The organism is Pseudomonas sp. LBUM1643 (genome assembly GCF_059716215.1).
Genome location: NZ_CP166813.1, coordinates 3297953 through 3322353 on the forward strand (window position 1 = coordinate 3297953; position 24401 = coordinate 3322353).

Consider the following 24401-nt stretch of genomic DNA (forward strand, 5'->3'; position numbering starts at 1 on the left):
TGGCGACTTTGCACTCGCTTGCCAGCAACGGATTTCTGCATGCCCCAGTCTCGCCGCTACCTGATCATCAGCCTCTGCGTGCTGTTCGCCCTCGTGATTGCCTGGTTTTTCCTGCGCAACACTACCCCCGTCGTGCCACAAGCGATCAAACGCGGTTACAGCGAAGCGCTGGACCAGGCTCGTGCCGGAAAGCCCGGCGCGGCGCGCGTGCTCTATCAGCAATTGGCCCGCCCTGATATTTCCCCTAAACGCCGTATCTGGCTGCATGCCGAGCTGCCCAACTACCCCAGTTCCGTGGCCCTGAAACTGGCGGATGCAGACTTGCAGCATGAGTCGCCCTACGTGCGCATCGCGGCGATCAAAAGTATCAGCGGCCTGGTCCCCAATGGCCAGCGCAGCCTATTGCTGGGGCCGTTGCTCGACGATGAAGAGCAAACCGTGCGTTACGCCGCGGTCAATGCATTGCTGGGGCTTTCGCCGGATGACCTCGGTTTGTATTTCGGGCCACTGGAGCAAGCCATCGATGCCTGGGAACAAGACCTGAAGAGCCAGCCGCAAAGCGTTGACAATCAGTATCAGCTGGCCCGTTTGCATATGCACAACGCCGAACTGAAAGAGGCGCAACTGGCATTGGACAACACGTTGCGCCTGGCCCCGGGAAACCTGCCGGCGCTGGTGATGCAGATCGATGTTTTGGACAGACAAGGCCAGAGCGACGCAGCCCGGCTGCTGTTGGCCAAGCAGTTGAAAGCCCAGCCGGACTCGGCGTATCTGCAACATGCCCTGGGGATGTGGTTGCTGCATCACGGGCAAAGCGAATACGCCGTGCTCGGCCTGTCCAAGGCCGTGGAGCTGGAGCCGGACAACAAGGATTACCGGTACGACCTCGCCACCACCCTGCACGATGAACAGGAGCTGGAGGCGGCGCAGAAGCAGTTGCAAGAGATCGTCCAGCGCCACCCGGCTGATCGCAAGGCTCGTGTGCTGCTGATCAACTACTGGAAGGAAAGCGGGCAGCTGCAGAATGTGCAGATATTGCTGGCGCAACTTGAGCAGATGAATCCCGATGATCCTGCGTTGCAGCAAGGGCTTTAGGGTCGAGCCTGTGGCGTCCGTGGGTTCATCGTGAGCGTGGTGCGGCAAGATCAAAAGATCGCAGCCTCGTTTCACTCGACAGCTCCTACAGGGGATTACCAGGGTGAGCGACAAGGGTGTAAACCAGCCCTCAGTAAATTCTCATGCAAATAGTGGAACCCCCGATACGGCAAAAGGTCAAGTGAACAGGCAGTCCATTCAGGCACTTCAGGCCTGCTGCCTCGCTTCCCCTAGTCATGAGAGGGCATTTTTTGTCTACATCTAACGAGTTGTTCAGTGCAAAAGCCGCTACCGGCATCGATGGTCTGGATGACATCCTGGCCGGCGGATTGTCCCGCGGCCACGTGTTTTTACTGGAGGGTGAACCCGGTACGGGTAAAACCACCGTCGCGTTGCATTTTTTGATGGCCGGCGCACGAGCCGGCGAGCGCTCGTTGTACATCACGCTCTCGGAAACCGAGCGTGAATTGCGCCAGGGTGCGCTGTCCCATGGTTGGGAGCTTGATGAACACATTCGTATCTTCGAACTTACCCCACCGGAAAGCCTGCTTAACGCCGAACATCAGCAGAGCCTGCTGTACTCCTCCGACCTTGAACTGGGCGAAGCAACCAAGCAGATATTTGAAGTAGTGGAACGGGTCAAACCAACCCGGGTCGTGCTCGACAGCCTCTCGGAGATCCGGTTGCTGGCCCAAAGCTCCCTGCGTTATCGCCGACAGATTCTCGCCATCAAACACTACTTCGTGCGCTATGACGCCACCGTGGTGTTGCTGGATGACCTGACCACTGAATCCCTCGATAAAACCGTGCACAGCGTTGCTCACGGTGTTATTCGCCTTGAAGAATTGACGCCCAACTACGGCGCGGAACGACGGCGGATACGCGTAGTGAAGTACCGCGGTCAGAAATACCGGGGTGGCTTTCATGACTTCACCATCATGGGTGATGGCGTGCATGTATTTCCCCGTCTGGTGGCAGCCGAGCATCGCGGCAAATACGTGCGTACGCAGTTGACCAGCAGCATTAAAGAGCTGGATGCCCTGCTCGGTGGTGGCATCGAAACCGGGTCCAGCACATTGATCCTCGGTCCCGCCGGTACCGGCAAGTCGCTGATCTCGATGGTCTTCGCCGCAGCCGCCGTGGCAAGGGGCGAAAAAGCTGCGTTGTTTATTTTCGACGAAGAACTCGGCCTGCTGTTCGAACGCATGAGAAACATGGGCATCGATTTGCAAGCCCTGCAAGCCACCGGCAACCTGTTGATCGAGCAAGTCGATGCCGCAGAACTTTCGCCAGGCGAGTTTTCGCACCGGGTTCGCCGTTGCGTGGATGAACGCGGGATCAAGACGGTCGTCATCGACAGCATCAACGGCTACCAGGCAGCGATGCCTGAAGAAAACGCCCTGGTGCTGCACATGCACGAACTGCTGCTGTACCTCAATCGCCAAGGCGCCGCGACCTTCATGACGGTCGCCCAACATGGTCTGGTCGGTGACATGCAGGCTCCGGTGGACATCACCTACCTGGCCGACACCGTGATTCTGCTGCGTTACTTCGAAGCACTGGGCAAGGTTCGCCGAGCCATTTCAATCATCAAAAAACGTACCGGCAGCCATGAATCGACCATTCGCGAATACCGCATCAGTTCAAAAGGCATGACCATCGGCAAACCGCTGGACGCCTTCCAGGGCGTACTGCGTGGCGTGCCTACTTACATGGGCGCCAGCAAACCACTGCTTGGGGATGACTTCCCGTGACAGTCCACGAAGCGATGTCCGAGCGCGCAATTATCCTCGCGCCGCTGGGACGTGACAGCCAAATCGCGCTGATGATGCTCAACGAAGCCGGTTTCGATGGCGTTATCACGCGGGATCTGCCCTCGCTATGCAGGGAGATTGAACAAGGCGCAGGTCTGCTGCTGATATCTTCCGAGGCATTGTTGGGGGGCGATCTTGACCCATTACTAGGCCTGATCGAGCAACAGCCGGCCTGGTCCGATTTACCGATCGTGTTGCTGACTTACCACGGCGGCCCAGAGCAAAACCCGGCGTCCAGATTCGGCCCGCAACTGGGCAACGTCACCTTTCTCGAGCGCCCTTTTCACCCCGTGACCTTGATCAGTCTGGTGACTACCGCACTGCGCGGCCGGCGACGACAATATGAAGCCAGGGATCGCTTGATCGATTTGAGTCAAAGCGAAATGCGCCTGCAAAACACCCTCGAAACCCTGGAACAGCAGGTCGAGGAACGCACCGCCGAGCTGCGGCACAATGAAGAAGCGCTGCGCCAATCCCAGAAGATGGAAGCGGTCGGACAGCTCACGGGTGGCATTGCCCACGACTTCAACAACATGTTGACCGGGATCATCGGCAGCCTGGAGCTGCTGCGCCGGCGTTTGGCCCGTGGCCGTGTGGATGATCTGGACAGTTTGATCGATCTGGGTGTGACCTCGGCCAACCGCGCCGCCGGTCTGACGCACCGCCTGCTGGCATTTTCCCGACGCCAGTCCCTGGATTCAAAACCGGTCGAGATGAATACCCTGGTGGTGTCGATGGGCGAATTGCTCCAGCGCAGCATCGACGAAAGCATTTATCTGGACATGCAGCTCAGCGATCGATTGTGGGTGGCTGAAGCTGATCCCAATCAATTGGAAAGCGCCCTGCTCAATCTGGTGATCAATGCCCGGGACGCCATGCCCAATGGCGGCAAGCTGGTGGTGAAAACCGCCAATCAGCATCTGGATGCATCATTTACCGATGCCCATACCAATCTCGAACCCGGCGATTACGTGGTGCTGAGTGTGACGGACACGGGCTGTGGCATGCCCCAAAGCACCATCAACCGTGCTTTCGATCCGTTTTTCACCACCAAACCCATTGGCCAGGGCACCGGCCTGGGGTTGTCGATGATCTATGGCTTCAGCAAGCAATCACGCGGGCATGTGGTGATCGACAGCGAGGTCGACAAAGGTACGACCGTGACCCTGTTCCTTCCGCGATTCGGCGGCGATTTGCCGTTTGATTCGCCGGCAGAAACGCCCTACGCGCCCTTTGCCCAGAACGGCGAAACGATCCTGATCGTTGAAGATGATCCGGCCGTACGGGCGCTGGTCAGTTCGGTGTTGAGTGACCTGGGGTATGCGTTTGTCGAGGCGGGAGATGCGAACAGCGCGGTGCCTATCCTGGACTCGGTCCAGAGAATTGACCTGATGATCAGCGATGTCGGGTTACCGGGCATGAATGGGCGGCAATTGGCGGAAATCGGTCGGCAATACCGGCCGGAACTCAAGGTCCTGTTCATCACCGGTTACGCCGAGCACGCAGCGGTGCGCGGCGGCTTTCTTGACCCCGGCATGCAGATGATCACCAAGCCCTTCACTTTCGATCTGTTGACGGCGAAAGTGCGGGAAATGATCCGGATCTGACCCATTATGCCGATAAGCCGAGATGCCCCTGTAGGAGCTGCCGAAGGCCGCGATCTTTTGATTTTATAAAAGCAAGATCAAAAGATCGCAGCCTTCGGCAGCTCCTACAGGGTATGCCGCGATTTTTTGCGGCATTTCAACAGGGTTCGCGGTGTTTCAAGACAGCATTTCCTGCATCAATTCCTGCAGCACATCCAGATCGAACGGCTTGCCCAGAATCGGCGCCTTGCGGGTGATCGGACTGTCGGTCTCGCGGATTTCCTGCGGATAACCGCTGATGAAAATCACCTTGAGTTCCGGTCGCAGCTTCACCGCAGGTTCAGCAATCTGCACGCCCGAAATGCCACCCGGCAGGCGGAAGTCGGTGATCATCATGTCCAGGTGCGGTTTGCTCGCGAGAATCTCAAACGCCTGCTCACCATTTTCGGCCTGCAGCACGCGGTAGCCCTCGCCGGCCAGATAGGCGGACAACACCATCAAAATCGAGGGGTCATCCTCGACGACCAGTACTACGTCTTGCGCATCTTCACTCATGGGGAAGCCTTTGTTCGGTCAATAGCTGCTGATACGACCGTGGGGTCGATCAGAGGTTGCGTTTATCTGGCTGTTTTCCTACAGCGGCAGACAAACGCGAAACAGGGCGCCCTCGCCAATCCGGCTTTCGACGGTGATGGTACCGCCATGGGCAGTCACAATCTGTTCGGAAATAAACAATCCCAAGCCCAATCCGGCGACGGCGTGTTTGGCCGTGACGCGCTCGAACTGCTGGAAAATTCGCTTCTGGTTTTCCTCACCAATACCGATCCCCTGATCCCGCACTTCGACCCGCGCCTGACCCTTCTCACTGTACACCTTCACGCTGATCGGGCTTTTCGCGCCGTACCGTAACGCGTTGGTCAACAAATTTGAGATCACTTGTTCGATGCGAAATTCATCCCAATGGCCGATGACCGATTCTTCGGCGTCCAGAGTGACCGAGGACTCGGCAGCGTCGATCTGCGGGGCGAAGTTCTGCAACAAACCTTGCACCAGCGCCGTCAGGTCAAAGCGACTTGGCCGGATCGACAGCTTGCCGGTACGGATCCGCGAAACGTCGAGCATATCTTCGATCAGGCGGATCAGGCTTTTGATCTGCCGCTCATCGCGGTCGACCATGGCGTGCATCTTGTCCAGGGTGAACGCCGCGGCGTTATCCCGGGCCAAATGCATTTTGCGCAGCTGGGTTTCAAGGATCAGGCCATTGAGCGGCGTGCGTACTTCGTGGGCGACGATGGACATGAAGTCATCGCGCATGCGCACCGCCTGCTCCAGTTCCCGCTGGGTGCTCTGCAATTGAACGAGCAGCGCTTCCTGTTCCCGACGGCTCTGTTCCAGCGCTTCGACCTGCTGTTTCATGGCCTTGCTCTGCCGATACAGGTCGACAAACACATTGACCTTGCTCTTGACCGCATGGATGTCCAGCGGCTTGTGCAGGAAGTCCACCGCCCCGCTTTCATAGCCCTTGAACGCATAGTTCAGTTCACGGCCAGCGGCGCTGACGAAGACAATCGGAATGTTCTTGGTTTTTTCGGTGCCGCGCATCAACTCGGCCAGCTCGAAGCCGTTCATGCCCGGCATCTGCACATCGAGGATGGCCATGGCGAACTCGTGTTGCAGCAGCAGTGACAACGCTTCGTCGGCGGACAAGGCTTTGTAGACCATTCGGTCTTCACGCTTGATCAGCGCTTCGAGCGCCAACAGGTTCTCCGGCAGATCGTCAACGATCAGCAGTTTGGCTTGGATATTACTTAGCATGCGATTCGTTCCAGCTCGACAAGCAAACGGCCGATGCCGCGTAGGGGGAGAATGTGATCCGGCTGGTGCGCGCTCAGCGCAGCCAATGGCATTGTGGCGACCTGGGCCTCGTCCGGATCCTGCACGATGGTCAGGCCGCCCAAGCACTTGATCTTGGCCAGCCCATTCGCGCCATCGCGATTGGCGCCTGTAAGCAACACTGCAGCCAGGCTTTCGCCGTAGGCGTCAGCGGCGGACTCGAAGAGAAAATCGATGGCGGGCCGTGAATGATGAACGCGATCTTCCAGGCTTAGGGAAAACGTCCGATCCTGCTCGATCGACAAGTGATAACCGGGCGAGGCGAAATACAACGTGCCCGCTTCAACCTGCGTTTTGTCATGGGCTTCCAGCACGCGCATCGAAACCCGACGGGCGAACACTTCAGCCAGCTGGCTACGGCGCGCGTCAGGCAGGTGCAGCACCACGATGATCGGCAGCACGAAGCCTTCGCGCAACGGGCTCAGCAGGTTCAGCAACGCTTCCACACCGCCCGCCGAGGCGCCGATCACGATGGCTTTAATTGTAGGCAGCTGCAGGGCATCGTTCATGATTTGCGGTAGATCCGTTCTTGTTTGACCAAGGGTTCGAACTGCTTGCCAAAGCCTGAAAACTCCGGTGTTTCCTTGCTGCCAAGAACCAGAAAACCGCGGTGGCAAAGTGAATCGTGGAACAGTCCAAACGCCCGATCCTGAAGTTTTTTATTAAAGTAAATCAATACGTTACGGCACGAAATTAATTGAGTTTCCGAGAACACACTGTCGGTCGCCAGGCTGTGGTCGGCGAAGGTTACGTTCTCGCATAGCGACTTGTCGAAAATGGCGTAGCCGTAGGCCGCCGTGTAGTAATCGGCGAACGAGCACTGGCCCCCGGCTTGCTGGTAATTAGCCGTGTAGGCCCGGACATTTTCCATGGAAAATATCCCCTGCTTGGCTTTATCCAGCGAGCGCGGATTGATGTCCGTGGCGTAGATAATCGTGCGATCGAGCAAGCCCTCTTCGCGCAGCAGAATCGCCATTGAATAGACTTCTTCGCCCGTACTGCAGCCGGCGATCCAGATCTTGATCGAGGGATACGTCTTGAGCAGCGGCACCACTTCCTGGCGAATGGCCAGGAAGTGCAACGGGTCGCGGAACATTTCGCTGACCGGGATCGTCAGCAATTGCAGCAACTGCATGAACGCCGTCGGATCGTGCAGGACTTTTTCCTGCAGGGCCGAGATAGTGGCGCACTCGAACTGGCCTAACGCGTGCTGAACCCGGCGCTTGATCGACGCACCGGAATAGTCGCGAAAGTCGTAGCTGTACTTGAGGAAAATCGCCTCGATCAGCAACCGCAGTTCGATTTCGCTATTTCGCTCTGAATGATTGCGTTCCACTAAATGCGTTCCATTTTCGGTAACCACACGCGAATCAGCGAGAACAGGCGATCCAGATCGATGGGCTTGGCCAGGTAGTCGTTGGAGCCGGCCTGCAAGCAGCGCTCCTGATCATCCTTCATGGCCTTGGCCGTTACCGCGATGATCGGCAGCTTGCGCCAGCGCGGGTCTTTGCGGATCAAGGTGGTGGCTTCGAAACCATCCATCTCCGGCATCATCACGTCCATCAACACCAGATCGATGTCCTCGACTTCATTCAACTTTTCAATCGCCTCCCGACCGTTACGGCCGATGACCACGACTGCACCCTTTTGCTCCAGCGCACTGGTGAGGGCGAAGATGTTGCGCACATCGTCGTCCACCAGCAGCACCTTGCGACCCTCGAAGACCTTGTCACGACTGCGCGCGGTCTTGAGCATTCGCTGGCGTTCATGGGACAACTTCGATTCGACTTTGTGCAAAAAGAGTGTGACCTCATCCAGCAGGCGTTCCGGGGAGCGCGCACCCTTGATGATGATCGAGCGCGAATACTTGCGCAGTTCGGCCTCTTCGTCCCGGGTCAGGTTGCGTCCGGTGTAAACGATCACCGGCGGGAACGAGCAGATGTCTTCGGTGGACATGCGCTTGAGCAAGTCGTTGCCGAGCATGTCCGGCAGCTTCAGGTCGATGATCATGCAGTCGAAGATGGTCGTGCGCAGCAGATCGAGGGCTTCCTGGGCGAAACCGACGGCGGTGATTTCGATATCGTCGTCGCCAATCAGGCGGGCAATGCTGTCCCGTTGCAGATCGTCGTCTTCAACCAGCAGCACGCGTTTGACTTTCTGGGTCAGCTTGGCTTCGAGACGGGCAAATACATCCTTGAGCTCTTCGCGCGTCGTTGGCTTGACCGCATAACCGATCGCGCCCATGTGCATGGCCGCTTCAACCCGGTCCTCGACGGAAATCACGTGCACCGGGATGTGCCGGGTTTCCGCGTGTTCCTTGAGGCGCTGCAACACCGTCAGGCCCGAGTGATCCGGCAGGCGCATGTCCAGCAAAATGGCATCCGGCAGGTACTCTTTGGCCAGGTCATAGCCTTCGTCGGCCCCATGGGCGACCAGGCACTGGTAACCCAGCTCATGGGCCAGGTCGTAGAGGATGTGCGCAAAATTCGGCTCATCCTCCACCACCAGGATGCAGCGCGTGGCGAACGGTGCCTTGGTGCGGTCGTCGTTGAAACGCGGGATATCCACTTCGGCAATCAGCGGCACCAACGCAGCAGGTGCTGTTCTCGACGGTGCGGCCACCGGTGAAGCCTTCATCGGTTCGACCGGTACTTCACCTGGCTCGACGTATTGCTGAGGCAGCACCAGGGTGAACACACTGCCCTGACCAGGTTCACTGGTGACGCTGATGGATCCGCCGAGCAAGGCTGCCAGGTCACGGGAAATCGACAAGCCCAGGCCAGTGCCACCGTAGCGGCGATTGGTGGTGCCATCGGCCTGGCGGAAGGCTTCGAAAATGCTTTCCTGCTGATCGGCGGCAATGCCGATCCCGGAGTCGCGCACGACAAAGGCGATGCCGTCGTTTGGCTGCGACGCCACAGTCAGGGTCACAGTGCCTTTCTCGGTGAACTTCACTGCGTTCGACAGCAGGTTCTTGATCACCTGTTCCAGGCGCTGGCGGTCGGTGTAGATCATCATCGGCGACCCGGCCTGCAGCTCAATCTGGAAATCCAGATGCTTGTCCGCTGCCAACGGCTGGAACATCCCGCGCAAACCGTCCACGAGTCGAGCGACGCTGGTGTTTTCCGGACGCACTTCAAGCTTGCCGGCTTCGACCTTGGAAATGTCGAGGATGTCGTTGATCAGGTTGAGCAAATCATTACCCGCCGAATAGATCGACTCGGCAAATTTGACCTGCTCGACGCTGAGATTGTCCTGAGGGTTTTCCGCCAGCAGCTTGGCCAGGATCAGCGAACTGTTCAGCGGCGTGCGCAGTTCGTGAGACATGTTGGCGAGGAATTCGGATTTGTACTTGCTCGAACGCTGCAACTCGTCGGCGCGTTCTTCCAGTTGAGTCTGGGCGTGATTGAGCTCGGTGTTCTTCTGGTCCATGGCGTCGCGCTGATCCGCCAGGATCTGTGCCTGCTCGGCGAGCTGTTCATTGGTCTGCTCGAGCTCGACCTGCTGGGTTTCCAGGTGCGCCTGGGATTCCTTGAGAATTCGCGATTGCTCTTCGAGTTCTTCGTTGGCGGTCTTGAGTTCTTCCTGCTGGACCTGCAGCTCTTCGTTGAGCTGTTGGGTTTCGGCCAGCACTTCCTGCAACCGTTGGCGATAACGCGCCGCTTCGATGGAGGTGCCGATGTTGCTGGCAATCAGTTGGAGCAATTCGACATCGCGGTCATTCAACGGACGCAGGAAGCCCAGTTCGATGACGCCGTTGACATGCTCGTCATCACTGGTCGGCACCACCAGGACGCTGTGGGGCAAGCCTTCGCCGAGACCGGAGCTGACTTTGAAATAATCGTTGGGGACGCTGTCGAGGCGAATCAGGCGCGCCGTTTGCGCCACCTGACCGACGATGCCTTCATCGCTGTAAATATGTTGATCAAGCGCTTCCTGCTCCCGGGAAAAACCGTAAGTCGCAACCCGCTTGAGGCCCCCGTGTTCTTCACGAACATAAATGGCTGCCACGGCCGTGCCCAGGTATTGCGCACAGAACTGCAGGATATTGCGACCCAGCAGATTCAGGCTGAGCTGTCCGAGCACCTGCTCGGCCAGCTCGGTCTGGCCATTGCGCAGCCAGGCCTGTTGCTCAAGACGCTCGGCGCTGGCCTGTTGTGCGGCAAGATTGGCACCGTAGTTTTGCGAAAGGTTAAGCAGGTCCCGACGACCAATGTAGGCCAACAGTCCGCTGATCGCCGCGACGAACAGCAAGTAAAGGGTGATGCTCCAGATCGTGGTGCGGCTCACCTCATCATTGCGCGCGGTACGCAATTGCTGCTCCATGTCGATCACGTCTTCGAACTGCTTGCGGATTTCATCCGTCAGCCGCTTGCCACGCCCGGCCTTGACCGCGCTGCGGTAGTCGCCGCTCGTACGCTGCAAGTCAATCATTGACTGTGCATAGTCAGCCCATTCGCGCTGCAACGCTTCGAGGCGATGAAGGCGATCGGTTTGAACCGGGTTGTCGGCCGTCAGCTCCAGCAGCGTATTGAGCGCTACCTTGAGTCTGGGCCGGGCGGTTTCGTAGGGTTCGAGGAATTTCTCGTCACCACTGAGCAGAAAGCCGCGCATGCCGGTTTCCAGATCGACGGTCAGCTTCACCGCTTCATTGGCGTTATTGATCACCCGGTCAGTGTGCTCGACCCACTGGATGGTCGACAGCAGATAAGTGATCAGCGAAACGAAGAACACGGCACTGACGAGGCCTACGCCCAGCGGCAGGCTGACGTTACGGCTCAGAAGTTTACGGAAACGTTGCTCATCAACCGAGGACGCAGAGGTCATGGGGCAGCCTTGTCGAACTATTGAAAACCACGGAGTTTGCCCCAAAACGGCTGCTTTGATCCAATTTTCTGACACGTTTTTGCGCAAAATCCTACATTCAGCTGCTACCGCGCAACGGACCGGTTATCCTTGCCGCGCTTGTGGGTCTATTCTTTTTCTGTCACCACGGGAACTTCTCGGGTCCCGTCGATTACTCAAGCAAGACTCCGGCGAATTTGATCGCCCGGCCACCGTACTTTTATTCTTTGGGAACCCACTATGTCCTCCACCCCATCCATCATTTTGGTAGTCGAAGACGACGCCATCGTGCGCATGCTGATCGTCGATGTGCTGGAGGAGCTGGAATTCAGGGTGCTCGAGGCCGATGGCAGTGAAAAGGCACTGGAATTTCTCAATGATGAAGATCAACACATCGACCTGATGATGACCGATGTGGGTCTGCCGGTGATGGACGGTCGGGAGCTGGCTATTCAGGCCCGGATGCTCCGCCCGGAATTGCCCATTCTGTTTGCCAGCGGTTATGCAGAGAACATCGATGTACCGGCCGGGATGTCGGTGATTGGCAAACCGTTTTCGATCGACCAATTGCGGGACAAGGTCAAGGGCATGTTGGCCTGAGAACCCCGAAAAATATTCCCATCATAATTTGATTCGGTGAATCACTTATCGTTTGGCGTTTGATGCCTTGATCGCCCGTTTTTCGAGGGCTATCAGGATTTAATTCATCTCGCTTATCGATAAGGCTCGCCGTGCCACCACTTAATGTCACCACTGCTGCTCAACCCGCATTTACGAATAGACCCCAGACCGCGTTACCGCCAATGAACACCAGGCTTTCTGGCGCACAGGTGCGCAACAACTCAATACCCATACGCCTTCACGTACTGCCGGATACGTCCTGCCCAAGCAGCGGTTCTGCACCTTATCATTCACCATCGGCGGACGAATGCCCGGTGTATTGCGGACGCTTGAGTGGTGACGATGTCGCGGATTTTTTAAAGAACGGGTCGATATATGATCAACCGTCACTTGAAAAAGTCTGGCGACGAACAGTTGAGCAACTAAAAACCCAGTCCGTATCCGATGAAGAAGCTTTAGAGATCCTTGAATCCGGCATTCTGCAAACACCTACCGGTAAAGCACTCGCTCCTTTGCTCGTCGAAGCGCTCATGCTCTCGATCCGTCCGCTGACAGGCCTCAATCCCGCGAGATCGCGCGAATTTGTAGAAATCATTTGTCACCTTCCACCCAACAGATGGGCAGACGCATTCGGCGAGAACGTCAACTTCCCCCAAGGAAGCGATGGCAAGGGGGTACGCGGGTTTATACAAACGCAACTCGAGTCCTCTCGTCTGCAGCGCGATCAGGAAATTGCTTCAGGTGAACCGCTCGACGATGCCACCTGGACAACATTACGAGACCTCACAAAACTGATTCAATTCGAGGCGTTCACCCACGTCCGACCATCACCCAAAGAAGCCAAGGAATTAATGGCGCAGTTCATCCAGGACATTATCGAGGTCAGTCCACGTGAAGGCTGGAAAGCGGATTTCTCACAAACCGTACAGCAAATAGATGACCTGCTGGCAGGCATTGAAATCGTCGACAATCGGCCTGAACGGAGTTTGCTTGAGGAAATTATTGACCCGAACAAACTCAAGCAAACACTTGCAAAGATAGCCACTCCGATAAACATCGCGCTCAATGCGTTAGGTTCGTTATCCCGTGAGGGGACCGGATCAGGATTGCACGGCGCGATGAACGAGGCGGTGGAAAGGACGGCTCTTGGCTCGGGACCCGAGTCCTTCAACGCGCAGACCGAATTAATGTTGGCCTTGCAGGAGATTGATCGCACATCAAGCTTCTATGAACACGTCGTCACTTCGGGACCCGTCTATACCGGAGGCTTCTGGGGCAAGGTTTTGTATGTGGCTAACGCGCTGGATACTGTTGGGATTTTGTCGATAGCGCAAAAGGTCAAGCCACATCTGACCGCCGTCCCGACACAGGCGCCGGCAAATATTGACGTGACAACGCCAGAGCCTGTGAACGTGGATTTATCCCTGGACGCTATCAGGGACCAGGTCACGCGACTGGAAACCGAGGTCTACGATTTTTTATCGTCCATCGAACGTCAGGCTGAGTCCGGTCTGGAACGCGCAAACGCCCAGGATGCGGCAGGGTCTGCAACTATTGCATCACCTTCACAGGCCGATGAATTCACACTGGAACGATGGACAGAATCAGTCGGCAAGATATTGAAAAAAATAGACTCGGCCCTGACCTTTCCGATGGCTTCGGCTGAAGACAGCCCGGAAACCCCTTTTTTGCAGCAACTTCAAGGTGCGCGTGAAGCCTTTCAAGGTGTGCATGAGGCCTTTATCATGGAAGTTGAGGGTGAAGATACGAGCCCCCCTTCCGCTTCCCCTTCAACGTGGGAAATGCTCACCCCTCAGTTGCACACTACGTTGGCTCAACTTTCTGCGGTGCTCGCCACCTTCGGTCGTTACGCAGTCGGGAGCGCGGCCACCTCAGCCCACTGGATAAAAAGCAATCCCAAAACGGCAGCTGCTGCGGTTGTCATTCCCACGACCGTGATCGGCTCAGCCGCTGCGCTGTATGACGCCTACAGCCCCGCTGAGACGCCCGAAAGCCCGACGCTGCATCAGGAGCGGATCGATGATTCGATCGAAAACATCCTGAGTACGCCCATCGATTCGCACAACTCGACCCTATCAGACGCCATCCTTGGTCTGATGTATGAGTCTGACCACCACAACCTGCTCGATGACTCGACACTTATCCAACAGGTTGCCGAACTACTGGACAAACCCAGCGAGCAAGTTGCAGACCAAACGTATGTGGAGCTAATTGAGGCGGTACTCGCACAAACTCATTCCAGGCATCCCGCCGCGCATCCCAAAGAGGTGATCCTTGCCTCGTCGCCATCCGTAAAACGTCACATCAGGTCAGCCGGCGAAGCCCCTGAACCGCAACAGGAGGCGACAGGAGATACGCAACAAGCTCCCGAGGCCGATGAGAGCGCTGCAACGCCGGAAGCGCTTGTTACCGATTACCTGAAGGCCCTTGAGGACCCGCGGACTTCCAACATTGACGTTGATGTGGAGGTCGACAATGAAACAGCCCTCGAGCCAAAGATTGATGCTGCAGAGCACGCCATTCTTCTGTTGCGTCGCAGACGCCATATTCTTTGGACGGACGCTTCGCGAGCTGACGGTGACCGGCAGTTGGCTGCTCGCTACACCGTATCGTTGTTGCGATCCGTTGATCCCGAACGACAAGGCTCCGAACCGGAGGTAGTAGTAGTACCGGCGCATTCCACGCTAGGCCAGTGCTATCTGAACTTTATCAAGGCTGTTAAAAATCCGTTCTTTACAGACTGGGCTCGCCAGGAAGGAGTTGATCTTTCGACTGTAAAGGTGCACCACGAAGACAGCAGTCTTGTCGCAATGGCCCGTGGTGTCAGAACGAGGTTCGTGCTGACAGACAGTACCTGGGCCCGCGTAGCAGGACCTGTACTGACAGCGGCCAAAGTGCTCGATCCACTGGGCAAAGGTATCCATTACCCAGATCAAAACCCGAGTGTACCTTTAGGGGTGGTAGCCGATTTTTACGATCAGACCCTGCCTCTGAACCAGGTTGAGGCCCAACGACAGGCCAACGAACTGATCCAGCGCCAGGGGTTTTGCGACATCAAGGCTGGGGACCCACACAGGCCGCCCGAATTGAGATCTGAAGAGGTTCTTAAAAGTCAGAGACAGCGAGTGGGCGATGTTTATACCCATCACGCACTGATAACCGCATTGAACGCCTACCTGGAAAGAAAAACAGATAACGCGGCAGTGAATCTCGACGCTGTGTTGCTTGCTGTGCACCCGGATGCGTCGTTCTCAGCCCGCTACCCAACGGAAGCCAGACGCGGCGTCACCGCGCGTCGACTGATCAACGCCAGCGGTTGGACCGAGCCGAAAACAACCGCCGAGATCAAAAATCTGGTCAACGCTTTGAGTGTGGGCTTTGTTGAAGAACCTTCGGGCAACTACTGGGGAGCCGCCGACTATCCACGCCCGCTCACCCCTGCACAAAAAAACACAATCATCAGCGAAACCGCCCGCTTTTTGGAACACTCGGGATTTACGGGGCTACTGGACTATCTTGCGCACGAACAGCGCATCACTGGTGCATCTCTAGAAACCGCGATGGGCCTAGTTCTTGACAGTGAAAAAGGAAAAAATTTCGGTAAAGCGCTGGAGGTAAAACTCAATGCCATATCAACGCCAACCAGTGCTGCCGAGTGGCTCATGGCAGCGCTGGTGCTCAATCTGGAGCCCGCAGCAGGCAGCGAGCGCAATCATGTTGCCGGTTATAACCTCACACAAACAGACAACTGGGGGGCAAAGCCTTCTACAGTCGTCGAACGTTTTGAGCGTCATATCCTCGACAGCGGAAAAGCCTGTGCCACGATCGCACCCTACGCCGCGCGTCACTTACTGTCGGGCATCGCGCCGGAATTCCTTGTCCGTGACCTGCCTGTCAATCTTGTCTGCGGTTCCCATACATGGACAATGTTAAGAATTGCCGTCGCTCGTATTGAACAACTGGCACCAGGATCAACATCACGGATGACGTTTGAACAGGTGATGTCATACGGCGACACCTCACCTATTTCCGTGGGTCAGGCCGTTGCGGTGGAAATGGTGTCAGTCAACCCTCTCATCGATTGGTCGATCGCCAACGGAGTGATTACTCAAACCGCCAGCGACATTTACTCCGCACAGCAACTCAACATTGCCAGGGAGAAATTTCAGCACGTTCGGGAAGAACTCGGCCGGGCGCAGGGCTATCTATCGGAGCCACCCCCCACAAGAAAAAGCATTGCCCTGGCTGAGCTGACCCGCATTTACGGGAAAGATGTCCCCTTCGAAAAAATTGCCCTGTACAACAAGAACATACCGCAGTCGGTCAGAAAAAAGCATTACTCGATGCTTGACCTCTATATCACTGGGCGATTGGCCTCCGGCAAATACAATTCAATCGACTCGCAAGTCAATATTTCCTCACTTGAGCCGAAATTCCATTTACTCAAAAACGTTTCGCAGCTATTCGAATCGCAATTTTCTGTCTTTTTTGACAACTTGCGCACCGGCTCTCACTCGATATTCAGGTACCTGACTTCCCAGTTGTCTTTGGATGACCGAAAAAGCCTGGAGTACGGCGAGCAGCAATATTATTCGCTGCGCAGTGAAATCGACGTCGCCAGAACCCGACAGACACGCGAGCAGATAGAAGCCGCTAAAGGCCGTCACGGCTTATTGATACGATCTGAATACAAACAGAAAGTCACCTACTTCGAAGTGTTTCCTTCAGCAATAACGATTCGCACACGAACCGACTTACCCGTTCACTTGGCTCTTGGCGGCCGGGTGGCGGTAAAGAGCAACAATGTAATGTTCGACCCCTACAAGGAAGTGCAGCGAGGCACCCCGCTGAAGGTTGATTGGGAAGCTTATAAAACCGGCTCCGTGCCCCGCGAAGGAATAACGTCCAACGTCATCATCGAGCAGATAATTCCCGTCACACAACAAGTTACGTTCTACCCGAGCGGTTATGATTTCGAGACCGTGCCCAATGTATTTTCTTCACAGTCCCGTGTCGATCACATCGCTTCAGTCGCGGTGGACGAGCACTTCGTGACCGGGCGAGAAGAGTTGCGTGAGTTGGCAAAGGGCTCGACGGCGTCGGAGCAAGAAGAGATATTCGCCGGTAAAGTGCGGGATTTTTTCCTCGGCCTAATCCCCTTCAAATCCTGCATTGAGAACGGCATAAAGGGTGATACGGCAGCGGCCGCACTCGACTGTACATTGGATGCCGCCGGATTCTTGCTTCCTGGTGCAGCGGCCATTAGCAAGGGTGCACAAGTGCTGAAATCGGGGGCAAAAGTACTCCCTAAAGTACTCAAACTCAGCATGATAACCAGTACCACCCTGGTCTCTGCAGCGAATCCCTTTGACGGCTTACTTGACGGCGTCAATTTCGCGAAAAACGCGGTGTGCAAGCTGAGTACACGTGCCTACAGCGCCGCCAGCAAGGGCGTCGACAAGCTCAAGGGACTTTATGGTTGTACAAAAGCCGTTGATTCCGCCGACCTGTTGAAACACGCCGACATTGCAGAAGGCGTCTGCGACTCCGTAACGGCGGCAGGACAAACCACTAAAACCACAGCCAGGTTCAAGGACGGAAATTGGTACGCCTATGATGTCATAGGTAACCGTGCGTACGGCCCGCCCCTGGACAACTTCAAACCGGACAGTGCGATAACGCTGGAACGGACGACGTTCGGTGATGGGTCTACCGCCTATACAAACTCACAGCTGTTCAGCGATAACCCGCACACCATTCAACGTTCAACGGGCACCGATGTAATAGTCGGTGATAAAGTTTATCGATTTGATCCCAATCATCCGGAAACGCTTAACGACATTACCTCTCCCGCCTATTTCAAGGAGATGGAAGGATTCGAAGCGGTTTGCAGTTCAGGAAGGAACAAGCGCGAAACAAGGACCTGTTTTTCGAAAATACTTGATACCACCTTGGATACGGGCGAAAAAAGAAGAGCGCAAGCGTTTGAGCACAAGCGTCTTTATCCCACAACAGGCGAGCAAGGCGTGTCACCTCGAGTGATTTTTGAACGACGTATCTTTAAATGTGCTGCTGATTTTCTGAAATGTCATCCAGATCAACTGACGGTCTCCCTCCAATTCAAATCCGCTACGTCCGGCAGTATTATTCCAAATGATTACTTCGGTTTTGCAGGACGAATTAACGACCCCGATTTTAACGCCGCGACCCGCGTTGTAAAAATCAATAGTATCGTGCAAGGGATGGACGATGCACGCGAAGTAAGAGCTGTTATCGTCAATGTTCCTGGAAAGCTCTGGGGAGAGACCCGCTACCTGGTCGCAGAAGCGGACACTGGACTTTTCTACTATTGCCGATACGACGGCCAGGCTAGCGGTAGCGTAGAATTCAAAAATATCCCGCTCTCTGAGGAAGGTCTTGGTGCAAAACTTATTGGCGAATACCATAAGATTAAAGACCCTTATATTCGCGCTGCTGGTAAAAAACCTGACAATGATTTTGTTCCACTCCCCCCACTGAACCATTTATACAAAGAACTTGAGTATCTGGGATGGGATACAGCCGATATTGACAACCTTAAAAAGCTGAGTGAAAAATTAAGTGACGTGCAGAAACGTGAACTTATTCTCACTGCCGTTAAAAGTCAGACACCTATCAATATCGAAGTCGTCATTCCAGCCATCAAAATCGAGCCGATAACCAAACCACCTTTTTTCGACAGTGCAGCGCCGCTCGAAAAAAATCGGGTCTTTGCGAATGGAGCAAAACAGCAAGTAGACGCTCAACTCACTGCCACCGGCCTTGGGCCCGCTAATCAAAGAGTTGCAAGTGATGCTAATGACATTCAACGGCAAGCACTCACCCAGCCAGTCGTTATATGGCAGTACTCCAGGAGCAATGCCCCCGATGCTGTCGACATGCTGATCAAAACGGGTGCCGGAAACTGCGATCATATGGCGGCAGCCGCCATTAAGATCATTCAAGAGAGTGGCGGCACTGCTTCTGCGTGGAGAATGCCCGGCGCGCATACCTTCACGGTGGTGGGAGTTCCTCAAAAAGGCCCCGTTGCCTCTACCAGCGACTTTAGCGAGGAAGCCTTCAAGAATGCATGGATCGTCGATCCATGGGCGGGAGTAAGTTGTCCTGCCAAAGATTACAAACAAGCGTTTCAAGAGAAGATGAATCAATGGGAAGTCGAAGGACGGAGTATTATTGTGACCGACTGGAAGGCCTCCCCACCAGTGGCACGATGGATGAGCCCGATCGATCCCGTTTGGATGGATATGGTGAATGCACCAAAACAACCCAGTTATTGAGAAATTGTAAACAAGTACTTTGCGTAATGTCGTAACCGTGACGCTCCCCGTTCGGGAGCGTCCGCCGCTACGGTGTACTGCCCGATACAACTGCGCGCCGGAAACGCGTTACCTATGGTTTAATTGTCACCGCCTCGCTATCTCCCCCGCCCGCTTCAAGGAATCACCCTTCATGATTCATCCCCACGCAACCAAGGTCCTGGTCATTGGTTACGTCTGGCCCGAGCCCCGCTCTTCTGCGGCCAGTGGCCACGTCATGCAAATTCTCGAGACGTTCCTGCAGCAAGGCTGGGACATTACGTTCAGCAGTCCCGCCGGCGCAGGCGAGCACCCGGCAGACTTGACGGCATTAGGCATTCGCCAGGTGCCTATCGAATTGAACAACAGCAGTTTCGATACTTTCGTCAGCGAACTGGCCCCGGACATCGTGTTGTTCGATCAATTCATGATGGAAGAACAGTTTGGCTGGCGCGTCGAACAACAGTGTCCCGAGGCCTTGCGCGTACTCGAAACCTCGGACCTGCAGAGTCTGCGACATGCCCGGCACCAACGACTCAAGGATCGGCTGAAGGCAAACGATGACCTGAACGATTTCAACGAACTGTTTGCCCCTGCGTTGCGTGAAGAGTTCGAGCACATGGCCGATACGGATCTGGCCAAACGGGAACTGGCGGCGATTTATCGCTGTGACTTAACGTTGATGATTTCCGACGTGGAAATCGAGTTGCTGGTCGAACAGTTCAACGTACCTCGCAGCCTGCTGCACGAGTGCCCGTTGATGGTCGATTTACCGACTCAACCATTCATACCTTTTGAAGAGCGGGCCAACTTCCTGAGTATCGGCAACTTCCGCCATGCGCCGAACTGGGATGCCGTGCTTTGGCTCAAAACCGTGATCTGGCCGTTGATTCGTCAGCAATTGCCCACTGCCCAGCTCCACATCTACGGCGCCTACACGCCGCCCAAAGCCACGGCGTTGCACAATGCCGCGCAAGGGTTTCATGTCATGAACTGGGCCGAGGACGCCTTGCAGGTCATGTCGGCAGCGCGGGTGTGCGTCGCACCGTTACGATTCGGCGCGGGCATCAAAGGCAAATTGGTGGATGCCATGCTTTGCGGCACGCCCAATGTCACCACACCCATCGGGGCAGAAGGCATGCACGGCGAAGAAACCTGGCCAGGCGCGGTCACTCGCACTGCCCAGGCATTCGCAGACAGCGCCGTGCAACTCTACAAGGACGAAAAAACCTGGCTCGACGCACAGGCCGCGGGTGCGCAATTGCTGTCGCGCCGCTACCTCAAGGCTGATCATGGCCCGGCGCTGATTACCCGCCTCCACGCCTGTCGTCAGCAGATGAACACGATCAGAAGGGATAATTTCACCGGCAGCATGCTGCGCCACCATCACCACAAGAGTACGCAATATATGGCGCAGTGGATTGAAGCAAAAAACCGTCAGACCCTTCCTACGGGTGGCACGAACGACCAGTAACGGGGCATGATCAGCGTGCGAGAACAATAAAAGTGCCCTGACATGAGCCGAGCAGCCAGAGTTACCGACCCCTCCTACGAGCTGATGGACGACCACAACGGTCTGTCCATCATCTATCGCCAGCATGGCTTCCCCTGCCCTTTGGTGCGCTGGCATTTCCACAAGGAATACGAACTGCACCTGATCGTTGCCAGCTCCGGCAAGGTGTTCATCGGCGATTACATCGGCAATTTTTACCCGCAAACCCTGTTTCTCACCGGCCCCAACCTGCCCCACAACTGGATCAGCCAGGTCGCCGAAGACGAAGTGGTACCCAAGCGCGACATGCTGGTGAATTTCACAGACGAATTGTTCGACAGCGGTCACCTGGTATTCGCCGAGCTCAAGACCCTGGCACCGCTGCTTGAACGTGCTCAGTACGGTATCGAATTCCGCTGCCAGCGCACGATTCGCCAGGCGATGAACCTGATGCAGCGAATCGCCGACACCCAAGGTGTGACCCGCCTCGGGCATTTTTTCATCTTGCTGGAGTTACTGGCCGCGTCCGACGATTACCAATTGCTGTCCGGGGCCACCACATCGCAACTGGCCGATGAGCACAACGTCGACCGCACCAACCGCGCGGTCGATTACATCTTTGCCCATTACGCACGGGAACTGCCCCTGGAAGAAGTCGCCGCGCACCTGGGGATGAAGCCGACGTACTTCAGCCGTGTGTTCAAGCAAGCCACCGGGCGCTGCTTCATCGAATTCGTCAACCGCTTGCGCATCAGCAAATCCTGCGAGTTGCTGGCGGATGGTGACAAGCCGGTGACCGATGTGTGCTTTGAGTCGGGCTTCAACAATATCTCCAATTTCAATCGACGCTTTCAACAGCTCAAAGGCATGACGCCCTCGCACTATCGGCGGTTGGCGATGCAGCGTTTGACTGAGCAAAACCAGCACTGACGCCCCCCCCTGTAGCAGCTGCCGAAGGCTGCGTTCGCCTATGCAGCTGGCGCCATCGTTGCCGCTGTTTACTCTCTGGATTCACCGTATGACCAACATTCAGCGAGCGCTGCGCACTCGAACGCAGCCTTCGGCAGCTGCTACAGAAGCAGGCGTTCTGGAATTTGCGCAACCGCCTGTCAGTGCAAAATAGTATCGATTCGAGTGCGATGAGCAATTTGTCACGCGCTCGATTGAACGTTGTAATCAGTGCACATTCTTCCGGTCCCCGGCAGACACAAAAACAATAACTGTCCTTCTGTCCCCCATCGGGTGCAGAAAAGGAGTGCACGATGCAACCTTCTGCAAAAGCTATGCTTGCCGTTGCCTGCCTGACCTTCAGCAGCGTCAGCCTTGGCGCTCAGACCCTGACCATCGCCACCGTCAACAACAGCGACATGATCCGCATGCAAAAGCTCTCGAAAACCTTCGAAGCCGAGCACCCGGAGATCAAGCTCAATTGGGTGGTGCTCGAAGAAAACGTCCTGCGCCAGCGCCTGACCACAGACATTGCGACACAAGGCGGTCAGTTCGATGTGCTGACCATCGGCATGTACGAAGCCGCACTCTGGGGCGCCAAGGGCTGGTTGGAGCCGATGAAGGATTTGCCCGCCTCCTATGCGCTCGACGACGTGTTCCCTTCGGTGCGTGAAGGCCTCTCGGTCAAGGGTTCGTTGTATGCCCTGCCGTTTTACGCCGAAAGCTCCATCACTTATTACCGCACCGACCTGTTCAAGGACGCCGGCCTGACCATGCCCGAGCGCCCGACCTGGGAGCAGATCGGTGAGTTCGCCAGCAAACTCACCAACAAAGACAAAGAACAGTACGGCATCTGCCTGCGCGGCAAGGCCGGTTGGGGCGAGAACATGGCCCTGATCACCACCTTGGCCAACGCCTACGGTGCGCGCTGGTTCGACGAGAAGTGGCAACCGGAATTCACCGGGCCGGAGTGGAAGAACGCGCTGAATTTCTACGTCGACATCATGAAAAAATCCGGCCCGCCGGGCGCGTCGAGCAACGGATTCAACGAAAACCTGGCGCTGTTCAACAGCGGCAAGTGTGCGATCTGGGTCGATGCAAGTGTTGCGGGCTCATTCGTCACCGACAAAACCCAGAGCAAGGTCAGCGACCACGTCGGCTTTACCTATGCCCCGCATCAGGTAACGGACAAAGGCTCGGCCTGGCTCTATTCATGGGCGCTGGCGATTCCCACCAGTTCCAAGGCGAAAGACGCAGCGAAAACCTTCAGCGCCTGGGCCACGTCCAGGGAATACGGTGAACTGGTCGCCAAAACGGACGGCATTGCCAACGTGCCGCCCGGCACGCGGGCCTCGACCTACAGCGAGGCGTACATGAGCGCCGCACCGTTCGCCAAGGTGACGCTGGAGTCGCTGAAAGCGGCGGACCCAAGCAAGCCGACGCTCAAGCCTGTGCCTTACATCGGCATTCAGTTGGTGACGATTCCCGAGTTTCAGGGCATCGGCACCCAGGTGGGCAAGTCGTTCTCGGCAGCGCTCATCGGTCAGACCACGGTCGATCAGGCCCTGGCCGCCGCCCAGCAAACCACTGAACGAGAAATGAAGCGCGCCGGTTATCCCAAGTAACCCCGCAGCTCCCGTCGGGACGGTATTTGTGGCGAGGGAGCTTGCTCCCGCTCGGCTGCGCAGCAGTCGCAAAGAATTTCAGGGCCGCTTCGCTACCCAGCGGGACGGTGCGACGATTCGACAAGCTCCCTCGCCACAAAAGCCTGCCCCCACATTTGATCGTCATGCACCTGTTCTTAACTGGTTCTATCGCCATGAATACTTCAACTGCCAAAGCTCACATGGACATCCCCCAGCCGGTGCGTAAAAGCCGGTTGGCCAATCCCGGCTGGTTTCTGGTCAGCCCTTCCGTAACCTTGTTGCTGCTCTGGATGATCGTGCCGCTGGGCATGACCGTTTACTTCTCGGTGATTCGCTACAACCTGCTCAATCCCGGTGAAAACGAGTTCGTGGGGCTGGAAAACTTCACCTACTTCCTGACCGACTCGGGGTTCATGCCCGGGGCCACCAATACGTTGCTGCTGGTGGGCAGTGTGCTGCTGATCAGCGTCGTACTCGGCGTACTGATCAGTGCGCTGCTGGAGGCCAGTGAGTTTCTCGGTCGCGGCATCGTTCGGGTCATGCTGATCTCGCCGTTCTTCATCATGCCCACCGTTGGCGCCCTGATCTGGAAGAACCTGATTTTCCATCCGGTCTCGGGGATTCTTGCCTACGTCTGGAAACTGTTCGGCGCGCAACCGGTGGACTGGCTGGCGCACTACCCGCTGCTGTCGATCATCATCATCGTGTCCTGGCAATGGCTGCCCTTCGCGATCCTGATCCTGATGACCGCCATGCAGTCCCTCGACCAGGAACAGAAAGAAGCCGCACGCCTGGACGGTGCCGGGCCCATCGCGATTTTCTGGCACTTGACGCTGCCGCACCTCGCCCGGCCGATTGCGGTGGTGGTGATGATCGAAACCATCTTCCTGCTCTCGGTATTCGCTGAAATCTTCACCACCACCAACGGTGGCCCCGGCTATGCCTCGACCAACCTCGCCTACCTGATCTACAACCAGGCGCTGGTGCAGTTCGACGTCGGCATGGCATCAGCGGGCGGATTGATCGCCGTGGTGATTGCCAACATTGCGGCCATCATCCTGGTGCGCATGATCGGCAAAAACCTGACAGACAAAGCCTGAGGCCTG

General features: G+C 56.3%; 14 protein-coding genes. 9 read left to right on the plus strand and 5 right to left on the minus strand.

What is annotated here, in order from left to right:
• Window positions 1–39: 39 nt before the first annotated feature.
• The 3 genes from ACA063_RS14805 (at window position 40) to ACA063_RS14815 (ending at window position 4516) form a co-directional block, all read left to right on the plus strand.
• The gene (locus tag ACA063_RS14805; protein ID WP_497662224.1) at window positions 40–1095 is read left to right on the plus strand and encodes a tetratricopeptide repeat protein; all 1056 of its coding nucleotides are present in this window, start codon (window positions 40–42) and stop codon (window positions 1093–1095) included.
• Between the two features lie 251 nt (window positions 1096–1346).
• On the plus strand, window positions 1347–2849 hold the full coding sequence (locus ACA063_RS14810; protein ID WP_497662225.1) for an ATPase domain-containing protein: 1503 nt from the start codon (window positions 1347–1349) through the stop codon (window positions 2847–2849).
• On the plus strand, window positions 2846–4516 hold the full coding sequence (locus ACA063_RS14815) for an ATP-binding protein (protein ID WP_497662226.1): 1671 nt from the start codon (window positions 2846–2848) through the stop codon (window positions 4514–4516). The genes ACA063_RS14810 and ACA063_RS14815 overlap by 4 nt, the downstream gene beginning before the upstream one ends.
• 156 nt (window positions 4517–4672) lie before the next feature.
• Here the strand turns inward: ACA063_RS14815 and ACA063_RS14820 are convergent, their stop codons facing one another.
• The 5 genes from ACA063_RS14820 to ACA063_RS14840 form a co-directional block, all read right to left on the minus strand.
• Window positions 4673–5050, minus strand: coding sequence for a response regulator (locus tag ACA063_RS14820; protein ID WP_162438210.1), 378 nt, complete (start codon window positions 5048–5050; stop codon window positions 4673–4675).
• A 78-nt stretch (window positions 5051–5128) separates the two neighbouring features.
• Complete coding sequence (locus ACA063_RS14825) at window positions 5129–6310, minus strand: hybrid sensor histidine kinase/response regulator (protein WP_497662227.1); 1182 nt, start codon at window positions 6308–6310, stop codon at window positions 5129–5131.
• Window positions 6304–6897, minus strand: a complete 594-nt coding sequence (locus ACA063_RS14830; RefSeq protein ID WP_497662228.1) for a chemotaxis protein CheB — start codon at window positions 6895–6897, stop codon at window positions 6304–6306. Before ACA063_RS14830 ends, ACA063_RS14825 begins: the two co-directional genes overlap by 7 nt.
• On the minus strand, window positions 6894–7724 hold the full coding sequence (locus ACA063_RS14835; protein ID WP_497662229.1) for a CheR family methyltransferase: 831 nt from the start codon (window positions 7722–7724) through the stop codon (window positions 6894–6896). The genes ACA063_RS14830 and ACA063_RS14835 overlap by 4 nt, the downstream gene beginning before the upstream one ends.
• A complete protein-coding gene (locus tag ACA063_RS14840) occupies window positions 7724–11215 on the minus strand; it encodes a response regulator (RefSeq protein ID WP_497662230.1) in 3492 nt (1163 codons plus the stop codon). Before ACA063_RS14840 ends, ACA063_RS14835 begins: the two co-directional genes overlap by 1 nt.
• Window positions 11216–11473: 258 nt before the next feature.
• On the opposite strand from ACA063_RS14840, the gene ACA063_RS14845 reads away from it, so the two are divergent.
• The 6 genes from ACA063_RS14845 (at window position 11474) to ACA063_RS14870 (ending at window position 24395) form a co-directional block, all read left to right on the plus strand.
• Window positions 11474–11833, plus strand: coding sequence for a response regulator (locus ACA063_RS14845; protein ID WP_497662231.1), 360 nt, complete (start codon window positions 11474–11476; stop codon window positions 11831–11833).
• A 203-nt stretch (window positions 11834–12036) separates the two neighbouring features.
• On the plus strand, window positions 12037–19191 hold the full coding sequence (locus ACA063_RS14850; RefSeq protein ID WP_497662232.1) for a hypothetical protein: 7155 nt from the start codon (window positions 12037–12039) through the stop codon (window positions 19189–19191).
• Between the two features lie 172 nt (window positions 19192–19363).
• Entirely contained in the window at window positions 19364–20683 is a 1320-nt protein-coding gene (locus ACA063_RS14855; protein WP_497662233.1) for a glycosyltransferase, read from the plus strand.
• A gap of 42 nt (window positions 20684–20725) precedes the next feature.
• Window positions 20726–21631 carry a helix-turn-helix domain-containing protein gene (locus ACA063_RS14860; protein ID WP_497662234.1) on the plus strand — a complete coding sequence of 302 codons (906 nt, stop codon included), beginning with the start codon at window positions 20726–20728 and terminating at the stop codon, window positions 21629–21631.
• A 332-nt stretch (window positions 21632–21963) separates the two neighbouring features.
• Window positions 21964–23274 carry an ABC transporter substrate-binding protein gene (locus ACA063_RS14865; protein ID WP_497662235.1) on the plus strand — a complete coding sequence of 437 codons (1311 nt, stop codon included), beginning with the start codon at window positions 21964–21966 and terminating at the stop codon, window positions 23272–23274.
• Between the two features lie 194 nt (window positions 23275–23468).
• Entirely contained in the window at window positions 23469–24395 is a 927-nt protein-coding gene (locus tag ACA063_RS14870) for a carbohydrate ABC transporter permease (protein ID WP_497662236.1), read from the plus strand.
• The last annotated feature ends 6 nt before the right edge of the window (window positions 24396–24401 follow it).